This is a genomic window from Nocardia acidivorans NBRC 108247 (genome assembly GCF_001625085.1).
GTDB classification, from domain to species: domain Bacteria; phylum Actinomycetota; class Actinomycetes; order Mycobacteriales; family Mycobacteriaceae; genus Nocardia; species Nocardia acidivorans.
In genome coordinates this window covers 40,666-61,863 of record NZ_BDAW01000057.1, presented here as the reverse complement: position 1 = coordinate 61,863, position 21,198 = coordinate 40,666, and the positions used below count along the sequence as shown (strand labels likewise).

Sequence of the window (21,198 nt, the reverse complement as noted above, 5' to 3'; positions counted from 1 at the left end):
CAGCGGCCGGACCACGCGGACCCGGTGATTTCACTACAGTTAATGAAGTGATACGCGTCTCAGCCGGGGCTGTCAAGACTCGAACCGCACCTCGGTGCGGCCCAACTCGGCCTCGCAACCGCGGCAGCGCAGCGCCGGAAGCAGTACCGCACCGCACTCCCGATGCCGAATCCGCAGCCCGGGTTCCGGATTCAGCGGATGCGCGTGATGGGACCACGCCAGCAGGAATGCGAAGACCCCGAACAGGGCTCGGCCGCGCGGGGTCAGCCGGTATTCGCGCGCATCGGTTTCGGGCCGGAGCAGGATGCCCGCCTCCACCAGCCGGGTCAGCCGTTCGGTGAGCGTGGTGGGCGACATACGCAGTGCCGCACGGAATTCCGAGAAGCGCCGCACGCCCGCCAGTGCCAGCCCGGTGACCGCGGCGCTCCAGCGGTCGCCGATGGCCTCCATGATCTCGTCGAAACGGGCGTCGACCTGCGCGGGCGCCGCCGACCGAGCCGAGCGGCGACGTCCGGAGGTGAGGTGCCACAGCGCATCTCGATCCAGCTCCACATCGGTGTCGTGCGGGGTCACGGTCCGCCCGCACCCCCGGCACATGAGCACCGGCGGCCCGCGATGCCCGCAATCGAGGTGCACGAACTCCGGGAGCACCGACCATTCGGCTGTCCACTCCCGTTGCCAGGACCAGACGCACACCAGGATCTCCCAGGTGGCCAATCCCAGTTCGGTGAGCCGGTATTCGCCGCTGTCGCGCTCGAGCACCCCGGCATCGACGAGCGCCGCCAGCCGTGCGGTCAGCACGGCCGGCGGCGCCCCGGTCTTCTCACTCCAGTGATTGAATCGCCGCGCGTGTTCGACAAAGGCCAGACGCAGAATGGTGAGCGTCAGGCGGTCGCCGAGCAGGTCGAAGGTGGCGGCCACGGAGTTCGATTGCACTTCAATAACTGTACTGGATAGTCGCCATTGTCACCGCAGCGACAGCGCCTCCATCTCGCGTTCCACCGCCTCATCGTGTGCGGCAGCGGCCTCGGCGGCCTTCTTCGGGCTCCAGAAACCGGACATGAAGAAGACGAACGGCAGGAACGCGATCTGCGCGACCAGGCAGATCCACCACCAGGTCCGCCACTGCTTCGCCGAATCGACGGCGGCCTGCTGCGCCTCGGTGGCGTGATCGGCCAGGAACTTCTGATCATCGGTCGGGATATTGCTCACCGCCTTGAGATCATTGCTGGCCGCCGTCAATTGCGGACCGACCTGTGAGGCGACCGCCAACTCGTTGACCGGAACCTTCTGCGCCGCCTGAATCCGCGCGATTGCCTGATCCGGCGGAATATTGAACTTCTGCGCGACCTGACTCACCGCGGTGGCGGCACTCGCCTGATCGGCCGGATTCAACATCATCTTGGTGAGCACCGCGGTGTCGATGGCCTGGAGTGTCGCCAACTCCTGCGGGAACTTCGCATTGAGCGCGAGCGTGGTCTGCACATCGGCGGCCGAGGCCCCGGTCAATTTCACCAGTGCGGTGACCTGGGCGGCCGTATCGTTCGGATTGGCGCCCAGCGTGCCCATGGTGTCCGCGCCGACCTTCTGAATGGTGGCGAGTTCATTATGGTATTTGGCCGAGATCTCTTGCAGCCGTGGACCGTAATTCACCAGCGTGCCCGCCGCCGTCACCACGAACAGCAGTCCGAGCAGCACGAAGGTGACCACGGTGCGCAGAATGCCGCCCCAGACCGCGAGCCCCTCGACGGTGGCCGCCGGATTCCGGTTCTCCACGGTTTCGGTGTAGCAGGCCATCCAGGTGGCATAGCAGATACCGCTGCCGACCGCGATCAGGCTCAATACCGCGGCGAAGGTGTAGTAGTCCGTCCCGGGTTTATCGGTATAGCCCAGGAATACGAAGACACCGATGATGCTGATGACCGCGCCGAAGAGCATGAAGGGTTTTCGGACCTTCAGATAATCCGAGACCACACCGGTGATCACCAGCGACAGCGCATTGGCGATCCAATACCAGTTGCCCATGGCATTGGCCTGCTGTGCGGTGAATCCGAAGTTGGTCGCCATATACACCGGCAGGAACGACACAATGGTGTAGAAGAACGCGAGGAACATCGAGATGGCGAAAGCCGAACCGATAATGTTGAAGCGCAGCATATCTTTCCACTGATTGCGCTCGACTTTATCGACGTCCAAACCGCGGGCACGCGCCTCGATGAGCGCCTTGTCGCGAATCGACACCATGATCTGATCGCGCAGCGCCGGACTCAGCTCACGCAGTCCGATGACGCCGAGGATGGAGATGACCACGCAGATGATGCCGCAGAGCCGGTAGTGGAACTGCCAATCCGGATGCGCGGACAGCGTCTGGGTGGAGATCTCGGTGGTCACCAGTGCGCCGAGCACCGGTCCCAGCGTCCAGAAACCCATGGCCGAGGCGCGGCCCAACTGCGGCGAGAAGTCGCGGACCAGCGCCGGTGTCGCCACCAGAACCGCACCTTCGACGATGCCGATCATGCAGTAGACGATCAGATACGCCTCTTTGGTGGTGGTCGCGGGCACCGCCACCAGCGTGAGCACCGAGCAGATGACCGTGCCGTAGGCGACGATATTGGCCCGCCCCCACCGGTCCAGCAGACCGGCCACCACCGACGCGGCGGCACCGAAGGCCGCACCCGCGATGAAGATTCCGACGAAGTACCGGAACGACAGGTGGAAGTAGGCGATGAGCTCATTGCCCACCGCGCCGGAGACGAACAACTGGTAATACAGGGCGACCGAGACGATCACCACCAGGAACAAATACCAGCTCCGCGTGCGGTTGTCTGGATAGTGCGGAATCTTGCGTTGCCACAACCCGGTGAGCAGCGTCGGTGCTGCCGGACCGGGGGCGGTCGGGACGGCGGTCGGAGTGGAACTCATGATCGAGATGCCTTTCTGACCACGGCATTTCGTGTCACCGGAAGACCCATTGTGATGCGCCACGAACTGCCGCAGTGATCAAATGGTAGACGTCATGAGTGATCGCCATCACTGTTACCGAAATACGTGTTTAATCGGCTCCGGTACCGAAGTAGAGAATGTTCGAACCGTGTGCGGCCAGCGGACCGGCCTCGGCGGCCTGACGGATACCGCTACCCGGCAGACTCGTTAGCTTGGTGAACATTGTGGTGTTTCCGAAGGCCGAGCGGACCTGGGTTTCCGAGGCATAGTCCGCGCCATACTCGGCGAGAGCTTTGAAATCCAATGGGGCGAGCGGTTTTTCCAGCGGAATCTGGCCCGCCGGGAGGCCCAGGGCGGCGTACTGGATGGCGGAACCGCCTTCATACCAGCACAGTTCGTAGGACATGTTCTCGGTGGTGGTGACGCTGACCACCGGCCACTCATGGGAAAGGCGCAGCGCCAGTGGGTGTTTGCCGACCGGGGCGATCTCCCAGTTCAGGCTCTTCACCGAAACCCAGTGCTCGGAGACCTTTTCGATGAGGACCACATCCTCGCCGAGGCGTTCGACCCGATTGACCTCGGGCTCCGGTGTGCTCCAATGCTTTTCGGCGACGCCCTGATAGGCGGTGCTGGGGACCACCTGCGCGCCGTCGGCGATATAGGCGGCCATCAGGGCGGCGCGCACCAGCGTGACGGCATTGCGGGAGGAGCAGCGCACACCCAGTGCCCCGAAGGAGGTGCTGATCTCCATGGGCTTGGAGGGCTGATCCGGCATGGCTCCGGCGGCCAGGGGTTTCAGGCCGACCAGGGCCAGCTGCCAGTTGATCTCCTCGATGGTCGCCAGATCACCGGAGGTTTGGTACAGGATCTGCTGCTGAGTCAGGTACCCCGCACGCTCGAGCGTCGCGCACTCCAGTTTGCGCAGCGCGGTCACCGTCTTGCTGGTGAAGCCGATGTCCTCGACCTTGATCTCGCGTAGTCGCTGCGCCATGGCGGGCGAGGTGACCTGGGCATAGCGCTCGCGGTACATGGCGATGGCGGGTTTGCGCTGCCGACCGACCATGAGGGTGCGCAGCAGGGTGTTCAGGCTGGACAGATACCGCGCGGCCTGATCCGGGTCGGCGGCGAAGAGCTGGGCGCGAATGGTGACCGCGTCCAGGCTGGCCGCGACCGCGGCATTGGGATCCAGGCGCAGCAGCCAGACCCCGCATTTGGCGAGCGCGTCCGCGCAGACCGCGGCGGCGTTCGGATAGTTGTGCGCCACCTGGCGATACGCATTGCACGCATTGCGAATGGTGGCTGTGGCGAGCTCGCGATGCCCGATGGTGCGCGCGGCCTCCTCGAACAGGCGCAGCGCATCCTGCACCTCACCCGCGAAGACGGCGTTCACATGTCCGGCGGTGAGCCAGCGCAGCCGCAGCAGCACCGCCTCCTGTGCGGGCTCCAGGGCCGAGGCCGACCGATCACGCTCCGCGGGATCGGATTTGGTGGCGATCAGACCGCGGGCGAATGCGCACAGTGTGGTGGCGAGGGCCAACTCGGCTTCGGGCGAACGGTCCCGGGCGGCCGCTCTGTCCGAAGCCACCTGGCGCTCAATGGCGCTGAGATCCATTGCGACCTTCAAACTCCCACATCACCGTGCGCGTGCGATCTCCATGCGACCGCCCTGCGCGTTCGCGCCGAGTCTGCCATAGATTGCCCGCCCGGGTCACCCGAGTGCCGGTATGCCCGGATTCCTCGGGTGTGGCGTGCGCGCCCCGCCATCAGTCGCCGCGGGTATAGCGCAGTTGACGCGGTTTCTCCTGGTCATAGCCGCTTCGACCCGAGAGGTGCTGCGGCACACCGACTTCCCACCAGGCCCCCGATTCGGTCCAGGAGGACGGCTGGGTGTGCACCACGATCACCGCGGGGCGCTGCTCGGCGACGGCGGTGGCGCGGGCGCGCGCGTAGGTGTCGCGGAATTCCGAGGGTTCGCCGGAGGTGAAGACCGCGCAGCCGAGTGCGCGCGCGTGCGCGGCGAAGTCCACGCGCGGCGGCATATCGTGATTGCTGCGGCAGTCGGCGTAGAAGTTGTTGAACGGCTGCGCACCCTGGCCCTCCTGCAGCCGGGCGATGACCGCGTAACCGTCGTTGTCGCAGACCACCGCCACCAGCGGATGTCCCGCGAAGGCCGCGGAGAACAGCTCGGAATTGAGCATCAGGTACGACCCGTCACCGAGCATGGTGGTGACCAGCCCGCGATGGGCGATGGCCGCGCCCCACGCGCCGGAGAGCTCGTATCCCATACAGGAGAAGCCGTATTCGACATCCATGGTGGGGGCGCCGCCGGTGGCCCGCCAACCGCCGATGAGTTCGCCGGGCAGACCACCGGAGGCGGTCATGACGTAGTCGTCGGGTCCGCTGAGATCATTGACCATGCCGACGATCTGGGCGTAGGTGGGTGCGCCGAGACCCGGAGCGCGGAGCTTGTCGATATGGGCGTCCCACTCACCGCGGACGACGCGAGCGCGCGCGGTCCAGGCCGGATCCACCTGCCACTCCCCTATTTCGGGGGCGAGATCGGTGAGTGCGGCCTCGGCATCGGCGACCACGGCGAGCGCACCGTGCTTGACGGCGTCGAAGCGGGCGGCATTGATATGGATGAGTCGGACGTCCTCGGCGAAGACGGTCCAGGAGGCGGTGGTGAAATCCTGGAAGCGGGTGCCTATGGCGAGGACGACATCCGCTTCCGCGGCAAGGGTATTGGCCGAAGCCGCGCCGGTGACGCCGAGAGGTCCGGCGTAGAGGTGGTGATCGTGTGCGACCAGAGTGCGCCCGGCGGTGGTCTCGGTGATCGGAATACCATGCCGCTCAGCGAATTCGAGGGCTTTCGCGCCCGCACCGGAGTAACGGACGCCGCCGCCGAGCACCAGCAGTGGGCGGTGCGCGCTCAGCAGTCTGGCCGCCGCCTCGGCAAGGGTGCGCCGATCCGGCCGGGGACGTGCGATGCGGTGCACGACCGGTTCGAACAGCGCCTCCGGGAAGTCGTAGGTCTCGACCTGAATGTCCTGCGGCAGTGCGAGTGTCACCGGTCCCGCGTCCGCCGGATCGGTGAGTACGCGGGCCACCTGCGGCAGCGTGGCGATCAACTGCTCCGGGCGGGTGATGCGGTCGAAGTATCGGCTCACCGGCCGGAAGGCGTCGTTCACGGTGAGGGTCGGATCACCGAAATGCTCGACCTGCTGGAGCACCGGATCGGGTGCGCGACTGGTGAAGGTGTCACCGGGCAGCAGGAGCAGTGGCAGCCGATTGGCATGTGCCACACCGGCGGCGGTCACCATATTGAGCGCACCCGGGCCGATGGAGGAGGTGGCGATGCCGACCTGACGGCGCTGCGTCGCCTTGGCCAGTCCGACCGCGGCCAGAGCCATGCCCTGTTCGGTATGCCCGCGCCATACCGGGATCTCCTCGCGCCGCTCCTGTAGCGCGGTACCCAAGCCCAGTACATTGCCGTGCCCGAAGATGGCGAAAACACTGGGAAACAACGGTACTTCGGTGCCGTCGAGCAGTTCGGAGCGCTGGGCGACCAGCCAGGCCACCAGGGCTTGTGCGGTCGTGAGTCTCATACGCGGCGTCCTTCGTGCGAGGTGACCGGGCAGCGCGGATCCGAGGGTTCCCCGGCCCACTGCGATCGAATCCAGGCGTGCGCCGGATCGTCACAGAAGGCCATGGACCGTTCGGGGGCGGGACCGGCCAGAACATTGAGGTAGTACATGGGATAGCCGGGGGCGGCGATGCACGGGCCGTGGTAGCCGTGCGGGACCAGGAAGACGTCGCCGTCGCGGACCGCGACGTTCTCCTCCAGCGAACCATCCGCGGTGTAGGTGCGATGCAGGCCGAAACCCGTGGCAGAGGGGGTGATTCCGTCGCGGTCGGCAATGCGGAAGTAGTAGATCTCCTCGTTGACCACTTCGCAGTCGCTCGCCTCGTCATGCTTGTGCGGCGGATAGGAGGACCAGTTGCCGTCGGGGGTGATGAGTTCGCAGGCATTGAGTTTGTCGGCGTGATCCCAGACGCCCGGGACGCCGAAACTCGTCACCTGGCGGGTCGCCTGACCCGCGCCGCGCACCTCCACCGGAACCTGTTCGGCCGGACCATATTCGGCTTCGAGACGGCGGGTGCAGCGGGCCATGGGGAGGGCGACCTCGAGGCCGTGCACCGTGGACAGCTCGACCTCGGCGTCACGCGGGACGTAGGCGAAATCGGTGACGCGAGTGAAAACCGTTTCGCGGCCCTCGAGTTCGAAGGTCAGGCCGTCGACACGCACGGTGCAGGAGCCGGACAGGGGCAGGACGAAGGCTTCGAATTCGCCGGTGTGCACGGTGCGGGATTCGCCCGCGGCCAGCCGGAGAACGCGCAGGCCGGTATAGGTCCAGCCCGCGTCGTCGGGGGTGAGCACCACCGGATCGTCTCCGGCACAGAGGGTTCCGGCCGGACGATGCAGCGTGCTCATGATGCGGCCGCCAGCACCCGTGCGGCGGCGTCGACCGCGCCCGCCACATCGCCGTCTGGCGGGTACAGCAGGCTGCGCCCGACCACCAGACCGCGCACCACGTCATGATTGAGCGCCGCGCCCCAGGAGGCGAGGTCGGCCGCGGGATCGCCCGAGGGGGCTCCACCGAGGACGAGCACCGGCAGGGTGGTGGCGTCCAGGGCCGAGATCTCCTGCGGGGCAGGAATCTTCAACCAGGTGTACGCCGAGGTGACGCCCAGGCCGGAGGCGATCGTGATCGCGCGCTGTAGTGAGGCAGCATCGCGATGCATGACCAGCGCGCCGGAGGGATCGCGTCCGTACGGCAGCGGCTCCACCATGGCCATGAGTCCGTGTTCGGCGAGTTCGGACACCGCCCGCGCACAGGCTTCGAGTGTCGGAATGGTGCCCGCATCCGAATCCACCATACGCAGCAACATCTTTCCGCCGTCGAGGCGGTACTTCACCAGCGATTCCGCGTCGTATCCGGTGAAGCGGTCGTCGATCTCCCAATCGGCTCCCGCGAGTCCACCGCGGTTCATGGAGCCGATGACGATCTTGTCGTGCACGGCATCGAGCAGCAGCAATTCCTCGACGATGTCCGGTGAGCCGAGCACACCGTCCACGGCCGGATTGTCCAGGGCGATCAGCAGCCGCTCCAGCAGCGTGCGGCGACCGGCCATGGCGGTGCTGTCGCCGCCCACGCCGAGCGCACCGCGTGCGGGATGATCGGCGGCGACCAAGAACAGGGTTCCCTTGTCCGACAGCAGATTCGGCCGCCGGATACGGTCCGCGTACGCCCGCCGCACCGCCTCGGGTTCGGTGGCTCGGGTCCGCAGCAGGCGGTACCAGCGGTCATCGGTCAGGTGCACAGCAACTCCTCGATCTCGGCCTCGGTCGGCATGGCGTCGGCGCAGGCCAGGCGGGAGGCGACCAGCGCCCCGGCGGCATTGGCGAAGGTGCCCAGGCGATGTGGATCCCAGCCGGAGAGCAGGCCGTGGATGAGCGCGCCGCCGAAGCCGTCGCCCGCGCCCAGTCCGCACACCACCTCCACGCGACAGGGTGGGACGGTCCAGCGTTCGGTGTCGGTGGCCACGAGCACGCCCTCCGCACCGCGTTTTATCACCGCGAGGCGGACGCCGCGGGCGAGCAGGCGGTCGGCGGCCGCATCGGGATCGGCGGTGCCGACGACCACCTCCACCTCGGTTCTATTGCCCACCACCACATTCACGTGATCGACCATCCAGCCGATCTCGGTGCGGGCGGTCGCGACATCGGGCCAGAACATGGGGCGATAGTCCAGATCCAGCACGGTGTGCCCGCGCCGGTCGCGGCGCTCGAGCAGCGCGCGCTGGGTGGTGCGGCCGGGTTCGGCGCTCACGCCGGTGCCGGTGACCCACAGCAGGGGTACGGAATCCACGACTTCCCAAGGGATCTCATTCTCGGTGAGGGTGAGGTCCGGGGCGATGGGTGCGCGATAGAACACCAGCGGTGGATCGGCGGGCGGATTGAGTGCGCAGAACACCACGGGCGTCTGGAGATTCGGCGCGGTGCCGACGTAGCGGTTCTCGACGCCGAAGTCGGTCAGCGCACTGCGGACGAAGTCGCCGAAACTGTCCGGGCCGACCTTGGTGAGCAGGGCCGTGCGGCGGCCGAGCCGCGCCGCCGCCACCGCGACATTGGTGGCGGTGCCGCCGAGGAACTTGGCGAAGGTCGACACCTCCGCCAGCGGCACCCCGCTCTGCTCGGGGTACAGGTCCACCCCGACACGGCCGATGGTGAGCACCTCCAGTGCGGTCACGGCGTCACCACTCGCTGCAATTCGTGTTGCAGGGCTTCGAGTTCCGCGCCGCCGGACATCTGCCGGGTGAGTTCATTGAGGTCGATATCCGACTTCTCGTAGGAGCCGAGTCGGCCGCCGCGCTGCAACAGCAGGAAGCGGTCGCCGACGGGGTAGGCGTGATGCGGATTGTGCGTGATGAGCACGACGCCGAGACCGCGGTCGCGGGCCTGGACGACATAGCGGAGCACGATGCCCGCCTGTTTGACACCCAGTGCGGCGGTGGGCTCGTCGAGGATGAGGACCTTCGCGCCGTAGTGGACCGCGCGGGCGATGGCCACGCATTGGCGCTGACCACCCGAGAGCGTGCCGACCGGCTGCTCCAGGTCGCGGATCTCGATTCCCATGTCCTCCAGGGCTTTACGGGTGATGTCCTGGGCGCGGCGGCGATCCAGCAGCTCGAGCGGACCGAGCTTGCGCACCGGTTCGGAGCCGAGCACGAAATTGCGCCAGACGCTCATCAGCGGAACCACGGCCAGATCCTGGTAGACGGTGGCGATGCCCAGGTCCAAAGAGTCACGCGGAGAAGCGAATCGGGTGGCCTCGCCATTGACGCGCAGTTCCCCGGTGTCGTGCTGATGCACTCCGGCCAGGATCTTGATCAGGGTGGATTTGCCCGCGCCATTGTCACCGAGTACGCAGGTGACCTCGCCGGGATTGACCACCATGGAGACATCGTGCAGTGCCACCACGCCGCCGTAACTCTTACCGATATCGACGGTTTCGATCAGGGGTGCCCGGGTGCTCATCGGCGTACCCTTTCCGCTCGCTTCTTGAATGCGTTGTTGACCAGCACGGCCGAGAGCAGCAGTACGCCGAGGAAGAGCATGAACCAGTCGCTGTTCCAGCCGGCGAAGACAATGCCCTGCCGGGCCATACCGAAGGTGAGCGCGCCGAGGGCCGCGCCGACCACCGAGCCGAAGCCGCCGGTGAGCAGGCAGCCGCCGACCACCGCGGCGATGATGTACTGGAACTCCAGTCCCACACCCTGATTCGCCTGCACGCTGGAGAAGCGAAGCAGATTGCACGCGCCCACCACCCAGCCCGCGAAGGCCGTGGTCATAAAGAGGATGATCTTGGTGCGGGCGGCGGGGACGCCGACCGCGCGGGCACTCTGGAGCGAACCGCCGACGGCGAAGATCCAGTTGCCGAACCTGGTGCGCATCAACACTATCGCGGCGATCGCGGTCAGGACGATCCACCAGACGACCGAGGCTTGGATGTGCGCGTCCCCGATATCGGTGGTGGAGGCGAAGACCCAGCCCGCGGATTGATAGCCGTCCGCGCCGCGAACGCCGGAGACCTGGACTGTACCGGTGACCCACCGTGTCACACCGAGATTCAGGCCCTGCAGGGCCAGGAACGTGCCCAGGGTGACGATGAAGCTCGGCAGACCGGTGCGCATGACGACCCAGCCGTTGAGCGCGCCCACCGCCAGGGCGAAGACCAGCGAAACCGCCAGGGCCAGCCAGACATTCCAGCCCGCGTTCACCGTCAGCAGGGCGGTGACCAGGGCCGTGGAGGCGGTCATCACACCGGCGGAGAGGTCGAACTCACCGCCGATCATGAGCAGGGCGACCGCCACCGCCATGATGCCCAGCGTCGAGGCGTCGTCCAGCCAGTTCGACACGCCCAATGCGCTCAGGAACTTGTCGGTGATGAGGGAGAAGAACAGAAACACCACCAGCGCGCCGATGAGCGCACCCAGCTCGGGGCGCACCACCAGACGCTGGAGGATGGAGGCGCGCAGCCCCTCGGTTCGCGTGGTCGGCTCGGAAGCCGTTGTGGCAACACTCATGTCATTCACTCCCGACCGGTTACCGCGTGCCCTGGGCGACGAGCCCGGCGACGACATCGACATTGGTCTTGTCCACGAAAGCGGGTCCGGTCTGCACCGGATGACCGCCGCCGACGCTATTGAGATTGGACCGGTACAGCTTCAACATGACCACCGGCAGATAACCCTGTTCGTACTGTTGCTGATCGACCGCGAACAGCAGTGAGCCCGCCTGAATGGCCCGCACCACATCGTCATTGAGGTCGAAGGTGGCGATGGCGGCCCTGGACTTGGACTCGCGCACCGCGTCCACCGCGCGGGCGGCGATCTGCGAGTTCAGGGTCAGCACGGCGTCGATGGACGAATCCGCCTCCAGCGCACCGCGAATGCGGGCCTGCGCGTCGGTCGGATTGTTGATGTCGACCTGGAGGGTGACCGCGGTGCCGAAGCCCTGGGTCGCACCCGCGCAGCGTTCGTTCGCGCCGATATTCCCGGCCTCGTGAATCACGCAGAGCATCTTGTGTTTTCCGGCATCGGAAAGGCGTTTACCGGCGGACTCGCCCGCCTGCCGCTCGCTCTGGCCGACATGGCCGATGGCGCCGAACGCGGCGCTCTTGTCCTCACCGGAGTTGATGGTCACCACCGGAATTCCCGCGGACACCGCCTTCTCGATGGAGGTGCGCAGCGCGTCGGGATTGGCCATGGAGACCACCAGACCGTCGACACCCTGTGCGACCGCATTGTCGATCAGCTTGGCCTGCTGGCTCGGATCGCCGGAGGAGTTGTACTCCACCCGCACGCCGAGCTGATCGCCCGCCGCCTCCGCGCCATTCTTGACCACGTTCCAGAAGGCGTCACCGGGTGAGCCGTGCGTGACCACCGCGACGGAATTGAGCTTGCCGACCGCGGCGGGCGCCTGGGCGGGCGTGGTCTGATCGGTGCCCGGACCACTACACGCGGCGAGCATCGCCGCGACCGCTATCCAGGGCGTCAACCGCCGCCATCGCCGTCGGCCCGGACGCTGCCGCGTCGAGCCGGGGGGTGCTACTTGGGACTTCATTGTCATCACAGAACCCACTAAATCCGGGCGGAGGCCGGTTCGGCCTCGATTTCGGCTAGGTGTCGCAGACTTACTTCGGTATCTCGGGTCGGACCGGCGGCGGTGTCGCCGGGATTCAGGGCGGTGTCCTGTTCGAGTACGTACCAGCCGGAGTAACCGGCGGTGCGGACCACGTGCACGAGGGCGGCGATATCGACATCGCCCTGACCGAGCGGGACATAGAGGCCCGCGCGGACGGCTTGGCTGTATTCCATTCGGCCGCTTCGGACTTCGTCGGCGAGGGCCAGGCGCACATCCTTGAGATGAATGTGCCCGATGCGGTGCGGGTACTGCCGGGCCAGCGCCACCGGATCGGTGCCGCCGATGGCCAGGTGGCCGGTGTCCAGGCACAGATCCAGTTCGGAGTCTGCCAGGAAGCGCCGCACCTCGGTTTCGGTTTCGATATGCGTGCCGACGTGCGGGTGCACCGCGGCGCGCAGGCCGAATTCGGCGGCGATATCGGCGATGCTCGCGGCGGTGTCGATGAGGGTGCGCCACTCGTGATCGGTCAGCGGGGTGCGGGTGTCGTAGCCGTCCACGCCGGTGGCCGCGGCCAGTACGATGACCTCCGCGCCCGCCGCGGCGAAGAGGGCGGCGGTTTCGCGGGCGGCGGTCAGGGCCGCGCCCGGTTCTCGATGCAGTGCCAGGGCCAGGAATCCGCCGACCGGTGCGAGATTGTGTTTGGCCAGTTCGGCGCGCAAATCCCTTGGGGCGGCGGGCAGATACTCCGGCGGCCCGAATTCGGTGGCGGTGATGCCCAGGCCGGCCATGGCCGACAGCACGGTATCGGCGTCCAGGACATGACCCCAGCCGGGGACTTCGCACACGCCCCAGGAGATGGGCGCGGCGGCAATACGCAGTTCGGTCATCGGCACTTCCCAGAGCTTGTCGGTAGCCAACGGGTGAGACGCCCTCGGTGTTGGAGCGCTCCAACAATGTAACCCGGCTCACAGCGCTGTCAAGAGCGTCGCCGCATTGGAAAAGTGGTGCATGACCTTGCATTACGGTCGCGACCTGGGACATTGTGCAGGAATCCAAATGCCTGAATCGGGTTGTTAGAGCGCTCTATTGCCGTGCACGGCACGGGCCGGTACCGTCAGGCAGCATGACCCGACCGACCATGGAAGACGTCGCCTCGAGAGCGGGCGTTTCCCGCGCACTGGTCTCACTGGTCATGCGCAATTCCCCCAAGGTCAGCGACCATCGCCGCCGCGCGGTACTGCAGGCCGCGGAGGAACTGGGGTATCAACCGCACCTCATGGCCCGCTCACTGGCCAGCCGGACCTCGAACATCGTCGGGGTCATGGTGTCCGACCTGCGCAATGCCTTCTTCGCCGATGTGGTGGAGGGGATGGATCAGGCCGCGCAGGAGGCCGGGCTCGAACTCATTCTGAATACCGGGCGGCGCAGCGCTTCTCGGGAGGCCGCGGCATTGGCGAGCCTGCTCGCCTTCCGGCCGGGCGGGATCATCCTGCTCTCGCCGGTGCTGCCCGCCGCGTCCATTCGCGATGCCGCGGATCGGTGTGCGGTGGTGCTGGTGTCGCGCACCTCCACCATGCCCGAGGTCGACACCGTCAATGACGATGGTGAGCTCGGGGCCGCGCTGGCCGTGGATCACCTGGTGGCACTGGGGCATCGGCGGATCGTGCATCTCGACGGCGGGGCGGCGTTCGCGGCCGGGCCGCGGCGCAAGGGGTACACCGCGGCCATGGCTCGACATGGGTTGGAGCCCATGGTCATTGCCAGCGAGCACACCGACGAGGCCGGGGCGGCGGCGGTGCGCAGTTTGCTGAATCTGTTCTCGCCCAGTAACTTTCCCACCGCGCTCGTCTGCGGCAACGACTTCAACGCGGTCGGCGCGATGTCCGCGCTGACCGAGGCGGGTCTGCGTGTGCCCGAGGATGTCTCGGTCGTCGGCTACGACAACACCTCGCTGGCGGCACTGCGCCATGTCGCCCTCACCACCATCGATCAACCGCGCACCGATATCGGCCGTCTGGCCGTGCGGGCGCTCACCGAACGCCTCCGGGACGGCCGCACCGAGCCGGTGCGCGAACGCCTGGAACCCTCCCTGGTCGTCCGCTCGACAACGGCCACACCCCGCGATTGAGCCGATCCGCAACCACTTTCGAAGGAGCAACCATGTCCACGATCAGACTGGGCCTCGCAGGCACCGGCCGCATCGGCAGCTCCCACGCCGAAACCCTCACCACCCTGCCCGGCGTGGATTCGGTCATCGTCGCCGACGCCGACGCGCAGCGAGCCCGCGCCACCGCCGACAAACTCGATATCGAATTCGCCCCCGATATCGACGCGCTGCTGGCCGCCGACCTCACCGGGTTGATCATCACCACGGCCACCGATTCCCATCCCGAGCTGATCACCGCAGCGGTGGATCGCGGCATCCCCGTCTTCTGCGAAAAGCCCATAGCCGCAGACATTCTCGGCACCCTCGCGGTGGTGGACCGGGTAGCTTCCTCGCCCGTCCCCGTCCAAATCGGCTTCCAGCGCCGCTTCGACGCCGGATACCGCGCAGCCCGCGCGGCGGTGGCGTCGGGCGATCTCGGCTGGGTCCACACTCTGCGCGCCACCACCCTCGACCCCGCACCCCCGCCCGCCGAGTACATCCCCCGCTCCGGCGGCATCTTCCGAGACTGCGGCGTCCACGATTTCGACATCATCCGCTGGGTAACCGGCCGCGAGGTCACCGAGGTCTACGCCACCGGAGCCAACCGCGGCGAACAATTCTTCGCCGACTCCGGAGACGTCGACACCGCCGCGGTGGTCCTGCGCCTGGATGACGGTGCCCTGGCCACGGTGTCCCTGGGCCGCTACAACGGCGCGGGCTACGACGTCCGCCTGGAGGTCCTCGGCTCCCAGGGCAACGCCATTGTCGGCCTTGATGATCGGGCTCCCCTGCACTCCGTCGAACCCGGCTACCCCGCCTCCCGCCTCCCCGCCTACCCCGGCTTCATGGACCGCTTCCACCCCGCCTACGTCGAGGAGTTGGCCGCCTTCCTGGAGGTCGCCGCGGGCACCCGCCCCAGCCCTTGCACCCCCGCCGAAGCCCTGGAAGCCTTCTACATCGCCGAAGCCTGCGAACAATCCCGCCGCGAATCCCGCCCCGTCCGCATATCCGAGGTCCGCCACTGATTCTGACGGCGAGCGGGATGGGTCAGTCTGAATCAGCCTGCTTGCGGCGCTGCCGAAGCGCGCGCATCGATCACCTGGTCGGCGAACACGCGCCGATTCACCCCCTTCAGGTTTTCGGGGTCAGCGCACCGGTCAGGTGGTCGTAGGCGGCGTGGCAGTGCAGGCGGACGCCGGTGACCAGGGTGTCGTCATCGGCGTAGAAGAGTGGACTGTGGTTCATATAGATGCCGCGCCCACCGGGAATGGGACGGATTTGGCCGGTGTCGTCGAATTCGCTGTCCTGGACGCCGAGGGTGACGTAGAGGCCGCCGTATCGATTGACGAATTCGGAGACATCGTCATAGCCGAGGGTGGCTTCGGTGGCGTGCACGTTCTCGGAGCCGACCACCCGCTGGAAGGTGGGCAGCCCGGCGTCGACCCATTCCGGGGTGTTGTGCACCGCGGGCACATCCTGGAGGTAATCGACTGTGGCCGAACAGTTGTAAGCCTGAGCGCAATTGGCCGCCAGGGTCCGGACACGTTCCTGAACCTCATCCATATCGGCTTCGACGGCGCATCGAATGGTGCCCCACAGCGTGACGGTCTGCCCGATGATATTGAACCGACCGACGTCCTGGACATGCCCGATGCTGACCGTCACCGGATGAAAGGCGTTGAGTTGCCGATAGATTTGCCCGACACCGGTCAGTATCGCTCCGGCGGCGGGCATGGGGTCGACGCCCATCCACGGTGTGGAGGCGTGCACCTGTGTACCGGTGATCGTGATCTTGATCAGACTGGATGCACCGAACTGATTGCCCGCCCGGTACCCGATCGCACCCTTGGGGAACGGGGTGACGTGGAATCCGAACGCCATGGTGGGTTTCGGACTATCACAGGCCCCTTCGGCGATCATCTCCCGGGCTCCGCCCCTCTCATCGACCGGAGGCCCTTCCTCCGCAGGCTGGAACACGAATAACACTGTCCCCGGCAGGGTTTCGCGTGCTCCCGCCAAAACCTGCGCCGCACCCATCAGGATCGCGGTATGGCAGTCATGCCCGCACGCATGCGAAACCGGGAACGGTCCGCCGGGATAGTCGTCATCCACGACCTTCGATGCGAATGCCACACCCGACTCCTCGGCCACGGGCAGGGCATCGATATCGGCGCGCAAGGCCACCACGCGATCGCCGGGTTGGCCACCCCTGAGGACTCCGACGACGCCGTGCCCGGCGATCCCGGTGCGCACCTCGTCCAGATTCAACGACCGCAGATGATCAGCGATCAGCTCGGCGGTGTCGACCTCCCGATTGGACAGCTCCGGATGCGCATGCAGATGATGCCGCCAGCCGATCACCTGCGCGGCGATCTCTTCAGCGGCCCGATCGAACCGCTCGTATTCACCACCGTCTGACATATGAACCTCCCATCGCCCTGCCCACTGTCGACCTCGTCGGCAATTCGGAATCGCTCACCATGCTCGTCCGCCGACCTCGTGCCGCTCTGTTCGACACGCCGCCCGTCGAAAGCGGTACCGTCGATCTCCCAACGCCGACCCCGTGAGGTGCTCCCGATGCAGTGGAATCTGGAAGTAGTCCCGGTCCCCGTCACCGACCTGGACCTCTCGAAAGCCTTCTACACCACCCAGGTCGGCTTCACCCTGGACCTGGACATCCAAATCTCCCCAGACACCAGGATCGTCCAACTAACCCCACCCGGCTCCGCCTGCTCCATCCATCTCTCCACCGGCCCCATGACCCCCGGCTCCCTCCATGGCCTCCAACTGGTAGTCCCCGACATCACCACAGCCCACACCGAACTAACCACCCGAGGCGTAACCGTCAGCCCCATAACCCATTTCGAAAACGGCGAACGAGTAGAGGGCCCAGGCGAACCCTGGAACTCCTTCCTCTTCTTCGACGACCCGGACGGCAACTCCTGGGTAGTCCAGGAACGCCCCGCCCCCTGACCTCGGGATCTCCACCGCACGAGCTATCAACTCCGAAACAGGCTCGATCTCTTCGTAACTCAGCGCCAGCCCCACCAGCGCAATACCAGCATGCTTCTCACCTCGATCAAATGCCTCCACCACAATCTGCCTGGCGTTCTCGATACCGAAACGGGGAATACCAGTCCCTCGGAAGTCCCTCGATTGTGGAGATTTCAGCTACAGAATCGTTGACGATCCCGAAGGCGAGTTTCGAGTCCAGCACATTCACGAGATTCTGCTCGGACTTCGCGTAACCGTTGTCGCCACCGGAGAACTGCGTCCCGAAATCATCACTCCCCCAGGAGCCCTCGTAAGCCGCGGACTCCGCCTTCGCCTTCGCCGTCAATGTGGCGATGCGGGTGGCCACCGTGTCCAATGCGGTGCCCACCGATCGCAACTGCCCTATCTGAACTTCGACCTTGCCCGCCATCGAAACCCCCTCGGAGAGACTTCGATGAGCATCGCATATCGGGGGTTGGCGGTCAGCTGAGGACCAAACCTATTGCGAGGGTGGTCATTACGAGGGCGATGAGGGAGTCCAGAATTTGCCAGGCTCGGGGTTTGGCGAAGAGGGGGGCCAGGAGGCGTGCGCCGAAGCCGAGGGAGAGGAACCAGATTGTGCTGCCCGCTATGGCGCCTGCGGTGAGGAACCAGCGGTCGGGGGTGGCGTAGGTGCTGGCGAAGGAGCCCAGCAGGACGACCGTGTCGAGGTAGGCGTGGGGGTTGAGCCAGGTTACGGCGAGGCAGGTGGCTATTGCTGCGCCGAGCGCTATGGGGGTGCCGCCGGACGCGGTCAACGCGGTGGCGGAGAAGGCCCGTTTGGCGGCCAGGAGGGCGTAGCCCAGGAGGAAGGCCGCACCCGCGTATTTGGCGATGGTCATGATCTCGGGGGCTTTGCTCATGACGGCACCGAAGCCGGTGACGCCCGCGGTCATCAGGACCACATCGGAGAGGGCGCAGACGGCCACCACCGGCAGGACGTGTTCGCGTCGGATGCCCTGGCGCAGCACGAAGGCGTTTTGCGCGCCGATCGCCACGATGAGGGAGAGTCCGAAGCCGAGTCCCGAGAAGGCCGCCATGGCCGCCGATGATGCGTTCACCCTTATGAAGCTAGGCGGGTGTCTATGACCAGGCCAGCTAATGTTTCTGATGGACGATTAGCATCTCTTAATATGGATCTCCAGCTGGATCAGCTTCGCGCGCTCGACGCGGTGATTACCGAGGGCACCTTCGAGGCCGCCGCGCGGCGACTCAACGTGACGCCTTCGGCTATCAGTCAGCGCATCAAAGCCCTGGAGGATGCGGCGGGGCGGATTCTGGTGCAGCGCACCAAGCCCGCCCAGCCCACCGAATCGGGGCTCACGGTGTGGCGGCTGGCCAAGCAGATTCAGCTGCTCACCAGTGATACCGCGCGCGAACTCGGAGATGCGGATCAGCCGGCCGCCAAGCCGGTGAATATCCCCATCGCGGTCAACGCCGATTCCCTCCAGAGCTGGGTCATGCCCGCCCTGGCCGACGCGGCCGCGGGCGTGAATTTCGAGATCCACCGCGAGGACGAGGAGCACACCACGAGGTTGCTGCGCGACGGCACGGTCATGGCCGCCATCACCTCCACCGCCGCCCCGGTGCAGGGCTGCACAGTGCGCCGCCTCGGCGCCATGCGCTACCGCCCGATGGCGAATCCGGACTTCACCCGCACCTGGTTCCCGGACGGCCCCACGGCGAAGGCCTTCGCCACCGCCCCGGTCATCCTGTTCGACCGCAAGGACGATTTACAGTTCCGCCTCGTGCGGCGATACACCCGCAAACCCGTCGATCCACCCCGGCACTACATCCCCTCCTCGGCGGGCTTCGCCGACGCTTTACGCTTGGGCCTGGGCTGGGGCATGATGCCCGATCTGCAAACCCGTCCGACGGACAATCTCATCCCACTGGACGAGACCGTCTACATCGATGTTCCGCTGTACTGGCAACAGTGGCGACTGGACTCCCCCGCTCTCGGCATGGTCGCAGCTACCATTGCCGAAACCGCTGCCGCGGTACTGCTTTGAAGACGTTGTGCGCCGGCCCGGCTCGGATGCCATAGTCGGAAGAGATTGTGATCGATAGAAAGGCATTACGTGTCCCAAGTTGTGCGCGGCGTGATCGCACGCTCGAAGAATGCTCCCGTCGAGGTCACCGATATCGTCATCCCGGATCCCGGTCCGGGTGAAGCGGTCGTGCAGGTGCAGGCGTGCGGGGTGTGCCACACCGATCTGCACTATCGGGAGGGCGGCATCAATGACGAATTCCCCTTCCTGCTCGGCCACGAGGCCGCGGGCATTGTCGAATCGGTGGGCGAGGGCGTCACCGATGTGGAGCCCGGCGATTTCGTCATCCTGAACTGGCGTGCGGTGTGCGGTAATTGTCGCGCCTGTCGCAAGGGCAAGCCCTGGTATTGCTTCTCCACCCATAACGCGGCGCAGCCGATGACGCTCACCGACGGCACGCCGTTGACCCCGGCATTGGGTATCGGCGCGTTCGCGGAGAAGACGCTCGTGCACGCGGGCCAGTGCACCAAGGTCGATCCCACCGCCTCACCGGTCGCGGCGGGCCTGCTGGGCTGCGGTGTGATGGCGGGCCTGGGCGCGGCCATCAATACCGGCAATGTCGGCCGCGGCGACAGCGTGGCGGTAATCGGTTGCGGCGGTGTGGGTAACGCGGCCATCGCGGGCGCGAAGCTGGCCGGCGCCACCACCGTCATAGCCGTCGATATCGATGAGCGAAAGCTGGAGTGGGCCAAGGGCTTCGGCGCGACACACACGGTGAACGCGGCCAAAGAGGATGCCGTGGAGCAGGTTCAGGAGCTCACCGGCGGCTTCGGCGCGGATGTGGTGATCGACGCGGTCGGCCGCCCGGAGACCTGGAAGCAGGCGTTCTACGCGCGCGATCTGGCGGGCACCGTGGTGCTGGTGGGTGTGCCGACCCCGGATATGAAGTTGGAGATGCCGCTCATCGACTTCTTCTCCCGCGGCGGCTCGCTCAAGTCCTCCTGGTACGGCGACTGCCTGCCCTCGCGGGACTTCCCGTACCTGATCGAGCTCTACAAGCAGGGCCGCTTCGATCTGGATGCCTTTGTCACCGAGACGATTTCGCTGACCGATATCGAGGCCGCCTTCACCAAGATGCACGACGGTGAGGTCCTGCGCTCGGTGGTGGTGTTCTGATGGCGCATATCGATCACGCCACCACCTCGGGCACCTTCACCCTCGATGGCGAGACCTTCGAGGTGGAGAACAATGTGTGGGTCGTCGGCGACGACCTGGAATGCGTCATCATCGATGCGCCGCACAGTGTTCCGGCGATTCTCGATGTGGTCGGCACGCGCAAGGTGCGGGCCATCCTGGCCACGCACGCGCATGACGATCATATTCGCGTCGCCCCCGAACTGGCCGAGGCCACCGGCGCGCCGATCCTGCTGCATCCCGAGGATCTGGCGCTGTGGCGGCTCACCCATCCCGATATCGAGCCCGACGGCGAACTCGCCGATAAACAGGTCATCGAGATCGGCGGCACCCAGCTGCACGTCCTGCACACCCCGGGGCACGCTCCGGGCGCGGTCTGCTTCTACTCCGCCGATATGGGCGCGGTCTTCACCGGTGACACGCTGTTCCAGGGCGGTCCGGGTGCGACCGGTCGGTCGTACTCCGATTACGACACCATCGTGGCCTCGATCGCGGATCGCCTGCTGAGCCTGCCGCCGGAGACCCTGGTGCACACCGGGCACGGCGGCTCGACGACCATCGGCGCGGAGGCCCCGCAGCTCGAGGAGTGGCGTCAGCGCGCCAGCTGACCGCATATTCGAACGAATGTGACGCGGCCCGAGCTCGACTCGCCGAACTCGGGCCGCGATTCACAGTCTTTACCG

At 66.3% G+C, this 21,198-nt stretch carries 20 protein-coding genes; 6 read left to right on the top strand and 14 right to left on the bottom strand.

What is annotated here, in order from left to right:
- Nucleotides 1-72: 72 nt before the first annotated feature.
- The 11 genes from NA10_RS26395 to NA10_RS26345 form a co-directional block, all read right to left on the bottom strand.
- Entirely contained in the window at nt 73-936 is an 864-nt protein-coding gene (locus NA10_RS26395; RefSeq protein ID WP_245677908.1) for a winged helix-turn-helix transcriptional regulator, read from the bottom strand.
- Between the two features lie 30 nt (nt 937-966).
- Complete coding sequence (locus NA10_RS26390; protein WP_067572619.1) at nt 967-2,922, bottom strand: MFS transporter; 1,956 nt, start codon at nt 2,920-2,922, stop codon at nt 967-969.
- Between the two features lie 130 nt (nt 2,923-3,052).
- A complete protein-coding gene (locus NA10_RS26385) occupies nt 3,053-4,528 on the bottom strand; it encodes a hypothetical protein (RefSeq protein ID WP_245677907.1) in 1,476 nt (491 codons plus the stop codon).
- 178 nt (nt 4,529-4,706) lie between these two features.
- Entirely contained in the window at nt 4,707-6,548 is a 1,842-nt protein-coding gene (gene iolD, locus NA10_RS26380; protein ID WP_067572615.1) for a 3D-(3,5/4)-trihydroxycyclohexane-1,2-dione acylhydrolase (decyclizing), read from the bottom strand.
- Complete coding sequence (iolB, locus tag NA10_RS26375; RefSeq protein ID WP_067572613.1) at nt 6,545-7,435, bottom strand: 5-deoxy-glucuronate isomerase; 891 nt, start codon at nt 7,433-7,435, stop codon at nt 6,545-6,547. Before iolB ends, iolD begins: the two co-directional genes overlap by 4 nt.
- The gene (locus NA10_RS26370) at nt 7,432-8,325 is read right to left on the bottom strand and encodes a Cgl0159 family (beta/alpha)8-fold protein (protein ID WP_067572611.1); all 894 of its coding nucleotides are present in this window, start codon (nt 8,323-8,325) and stop codon (nt 7,432-7,434) included. Before NA10_RS26370 ends, iolB begins: the two co-directional genes overlap by 4 nt.
- Nucleotides 8,316-9,254: a 5-dehydro-2-deoxygluconokinase gene (gene iolC, locus NA10_RS26365; protein ID WP_067572609.1), complete on the bottom strand. Its 939-nt coding sequence runs from the start codon at nt 9,252-9,254 to the stop codon at nt 8,316-8,318. The genes NA10_RS26370 and iolC overlap by 10 nt, the downstream gene beginning before the upstream one ends.
- Nucleotides 9,251-10,042 (bottom strand): ATP-binding cassette domain-containing protein, encoded by a 792-nt coding sequence (locus NA10_RS26360; RefSeq protein WP_067572608.1) that lies wholly within the window; start codon nt 10,040-10,042, stop codon nt 9,251-9,253. The genes iolC and NA10_RS26360 overlap by 4 nt, the downstream gene beginning before the upstream one ends.
- On the bottom strand, nt 10,039-11,091 hold the full coding sequence (locus NA10_RS26355; RefSeq protein WP_067572606.1) for an ABC transporter permease: 1,053 nt from the start codon (nt 11,089-11,091) through the stop codon (nt 10,039-10,041). The genes NA10_RS26360 and NA10_RS26355 overlap by 4 nt, the downstream gene beginning before the upstream one ends.
- Before the next feature lie 19 nt (nt 11,092-11,110).
- Nucleotides 11,111-12,130: a sugar ABC transporter substrate-binding protein gene (locus tag NA10_RS26350; RefSeq protein WP_067572647.1), complete on the bottom strand. Its 1,020-nt coding sequence runs from the start codon at nt 12,128-12,130 to the stop codon at nt 11,111-11,113.
- 17 nt (nt 12,131-12,147) lie between these two features.
- On the bottom strand, nt 12,148-13,038 hold the full coding sequence (locus NA10_RS26345; RefSeq protein ID WP_067572604.1) for a TIM barrel protein: 891 nt from the start codon (nt 13,036-13,038) through the stop codon (nt 12,148-12,150).
- Between the two features lie 236 nt (nt 13,039-13,274).
- Here NA10_RS26345 and NA10_RS26340 point away from each other — a divergent pair, with 236 nt between their 5' ends.
- A complete protein-coding gene (locus NA10_RS26340; RefSeq protein WP_067572602.1) occupies nt 13,275-14,279 on the top strand; it encodes a LacI family DNA-binding transcriptional regulator in 1,005 nt (334 codons plus the stop codon).
- Nucleotides 14,280-14,311: 32 nt separating this feature from the next.
- Nucleotides 14,312-15,322 (top strand): Gfo/Idh/MocA family protein, encoded by a 1,011-nt coding sequence (locus tag NA10_RS26335; RefSeq protein ID WP_067572600.1) that lies wholly within the window; start codon nt 14,312-14,314, stop codon nt 15,320-15,322.
- A gap of 106 nt (nt 15,323-15,428) precedes the next feature.
- On the opposite strand, the gene NA10_RS26330 is transcribed toward NA10_RS26335, so the two are convergent.
- Complete coding sequence (locus NA10_RS26330) at nt 15,429-16,718, bottom strand: M20 metallopeptidase family protein (RefSeq protein ID WP_067572598.1); 1,290 nt, start codon at nt 16,716-16,718, stop codon at nt 15,429-15,431.
- 156 nt (nt 16,719-16,874) lie between these two features.
- Here NA10_RS26330 and NA10_RS26325 point away from each other — a divergent pair, with 156 nt between their 5' ends.
- Nucleotides 16,875-17,270, top strand: coding sequence for a VOC family protein (locus NA10_RS26325; protein WP_067572645.1), 396 nt, complete (start codon nt 16,875-16,877; stop codon nt 17,268-17,270).
- Between the two features lie 106 nt (nt 17,271-17,376).
- Here the strand turns inward: NA10_RS26325 and NA10_RS26320 are convergent, their stop codons facing one another.
- Both NA10_RS26320 and NA10_RS26315 read right to left on the bottom strand, forming a co-directional pair.
- Entirely contained in the window at nt 17,377-17,721 is a 345-nt protein-coding gene (locus tag NA10_RS26320; protein ID WP_067572596.1) for a hypothetical protein, read from the bottom strand.
- A 52-nt stretch (nt 17,722-17,773) separates the two neighbouring features.
- A complete protein-coding gene (locus NA10_RS26315; protein ID WP_067572593.1) occupies nt 17,774-18,370 on the bottom strand; it encodes a LysE/ArgO family amino acid transporter in 597 nt (198 codons plus the stop codon).
- Between the two features lie 93 nt (nt 18,371-18,463).
- On the opposite strand from NA10_RS26315, the gene NA10_RS26310 reads away from it, so the two are divergent.
- From NA10_RS26310 to NA10_RS26300, 3 genes are all read left to right on the top strand, one after another.
- The gene (locus NA10_RS26310; protein WP_067572592.1) at nt 18,464-19,342 is read left to right on the top strand and encodes a LysR family transcriptional regulator ArgP; all 879 of its coding nucleotides are present in this window, start codon (nt 18,464-18,466) and stop codon (nt 19,340-19,342) included.
- Nucleotides 19,343-19,411: 69 nt separating this feature from the next.
- Nucleotides 19,412-20,497 (top strand): S-(hydroxymethyl)mycothiol dehydrogenase, encoded by a 1,086-nt coding sequence (locus tag NA10_RS26305; protein WP_067572590.1) that lies wholly within the window; start codon nt 19,412-19,414, stop codon nt 20,495-20,497.
- On the top strand, nt 20,497-21,123 hold the full coding sequence (locus tag NA10_RS26300) for an MBL fold metallo-hydrolase (RefSeq protein ID WP_218021589.1): 627 nt from the start codon (nt 20,497-20,499) through the stop codon (nt 21,121-21,123). The genes NA10_RS26305 and NA10_RS26300 overlap by 1 nt, the downstream gene beginning before the upstream one ends.
- Nucleotides 21,124-21,198 lie beyond the last annotated feature (75 nt).

Coding starts and splice junctions, on each gene's coding strand:
- iolD (WP_067572615.1), bottom strand. CDS start 6,548: ATGAGACTCACGACCGCACAAGCCCTGGTGGCCTGGCTGGTCGCCCAG.
- NA10_RS26330 (WP_067572598.1), bottom strand. CDS start 16,718: ATGTCAGACGGTGGTGAATACGAGCGGTTCGATCGGGCCGCTGAAGAG.
- NA10_RS26335 (WP_067572600.1), top strand. CDS start 14,312: ATGTCCACGATCAGACTGGGCCTCGCAGGCACCGGCCGCATCGGCAGC.
- NA10_RS26350 (WP_067572647.1), bottom strand. CDS start 12,130: ATGAAGTCCCAAGTAGCACCCCCCGGCTCGACGCGGCAGCGTCCGGGC.
- NA10_RS26345 (WP_067572604.1), bottom strand. CDS start 13,038: ATGACCGAACTGCGTATTGCCGCCGCGCCCATCTCCTGGGGCGTGTGC.
- NA10_RS26360 (WP_067572608.1), bottom strand. CDS start 10,042: ATGAGCACCCGGGCACCCCTGATCGAAACCGTCGATATCGGTAAGAGT.
- NA10_RS26315 (WP_067572593.1), bottom strand. CDS start 18,370: ATGGCGGCCTTCTCGGGACTCGGCTTCGGACTCTCCCTCATCGTGGCG.
- iolB (WP_067572613.1), bottom strand. CDS start 7,435: ATGAGCACGCTGCATCGTCCGGCCGGAACCCTCTGTGCCGGAGACGAT.
- NA10_RS26320 (WP_067572596.1), bottom strand. CDS start 17,721: ATGGCGGGCAAGGTCGAAGTTCAGATAGGGCAGTTGCGATCGGTGGGC.
- NA10_RS26355 (WP_067572606.1), bottom strand. CDS start 11,091: ATGAGTGTTGCCACAACGGCTTCCGAGCCGACCACGCGAACCGAGGGG.
- NA10_RS26390 (WP_067572619.1), bottom strand. CDS start 2,922: ATGAGTTCCACTCCGACCGCCGTCCCGACCGCCCCCGGTCCGGCAGCA.
- NA10_RS26310 (WP_067572592.1), top strand. CDS start 18,464: ATGGATCTCCAGCTGGATCAGCTTCGCGCGCTCGACGCGGTGATTACC.
- NA10_RS26340 (WP_067572602.1), top strand. CDS start 13,275: ATGACCCGACCGACCATGGAAGACGTCGCCTCGAGAGCGGGCGTTTCC.
- NA10_RS26300 (WP_218021589.1), top strand. CDS start 20,497: ATGGCGCATATCGATCACGCCACCACCTCGGGCACCTTCACCCTCGAT.
- NA10_RS26325 (WP_067572645.1), top strand. CDS start 16,875: ATGCAGTGGAATCTGGAAGTAGTCCCGGTCCCCGTCACCGACCTGGAC.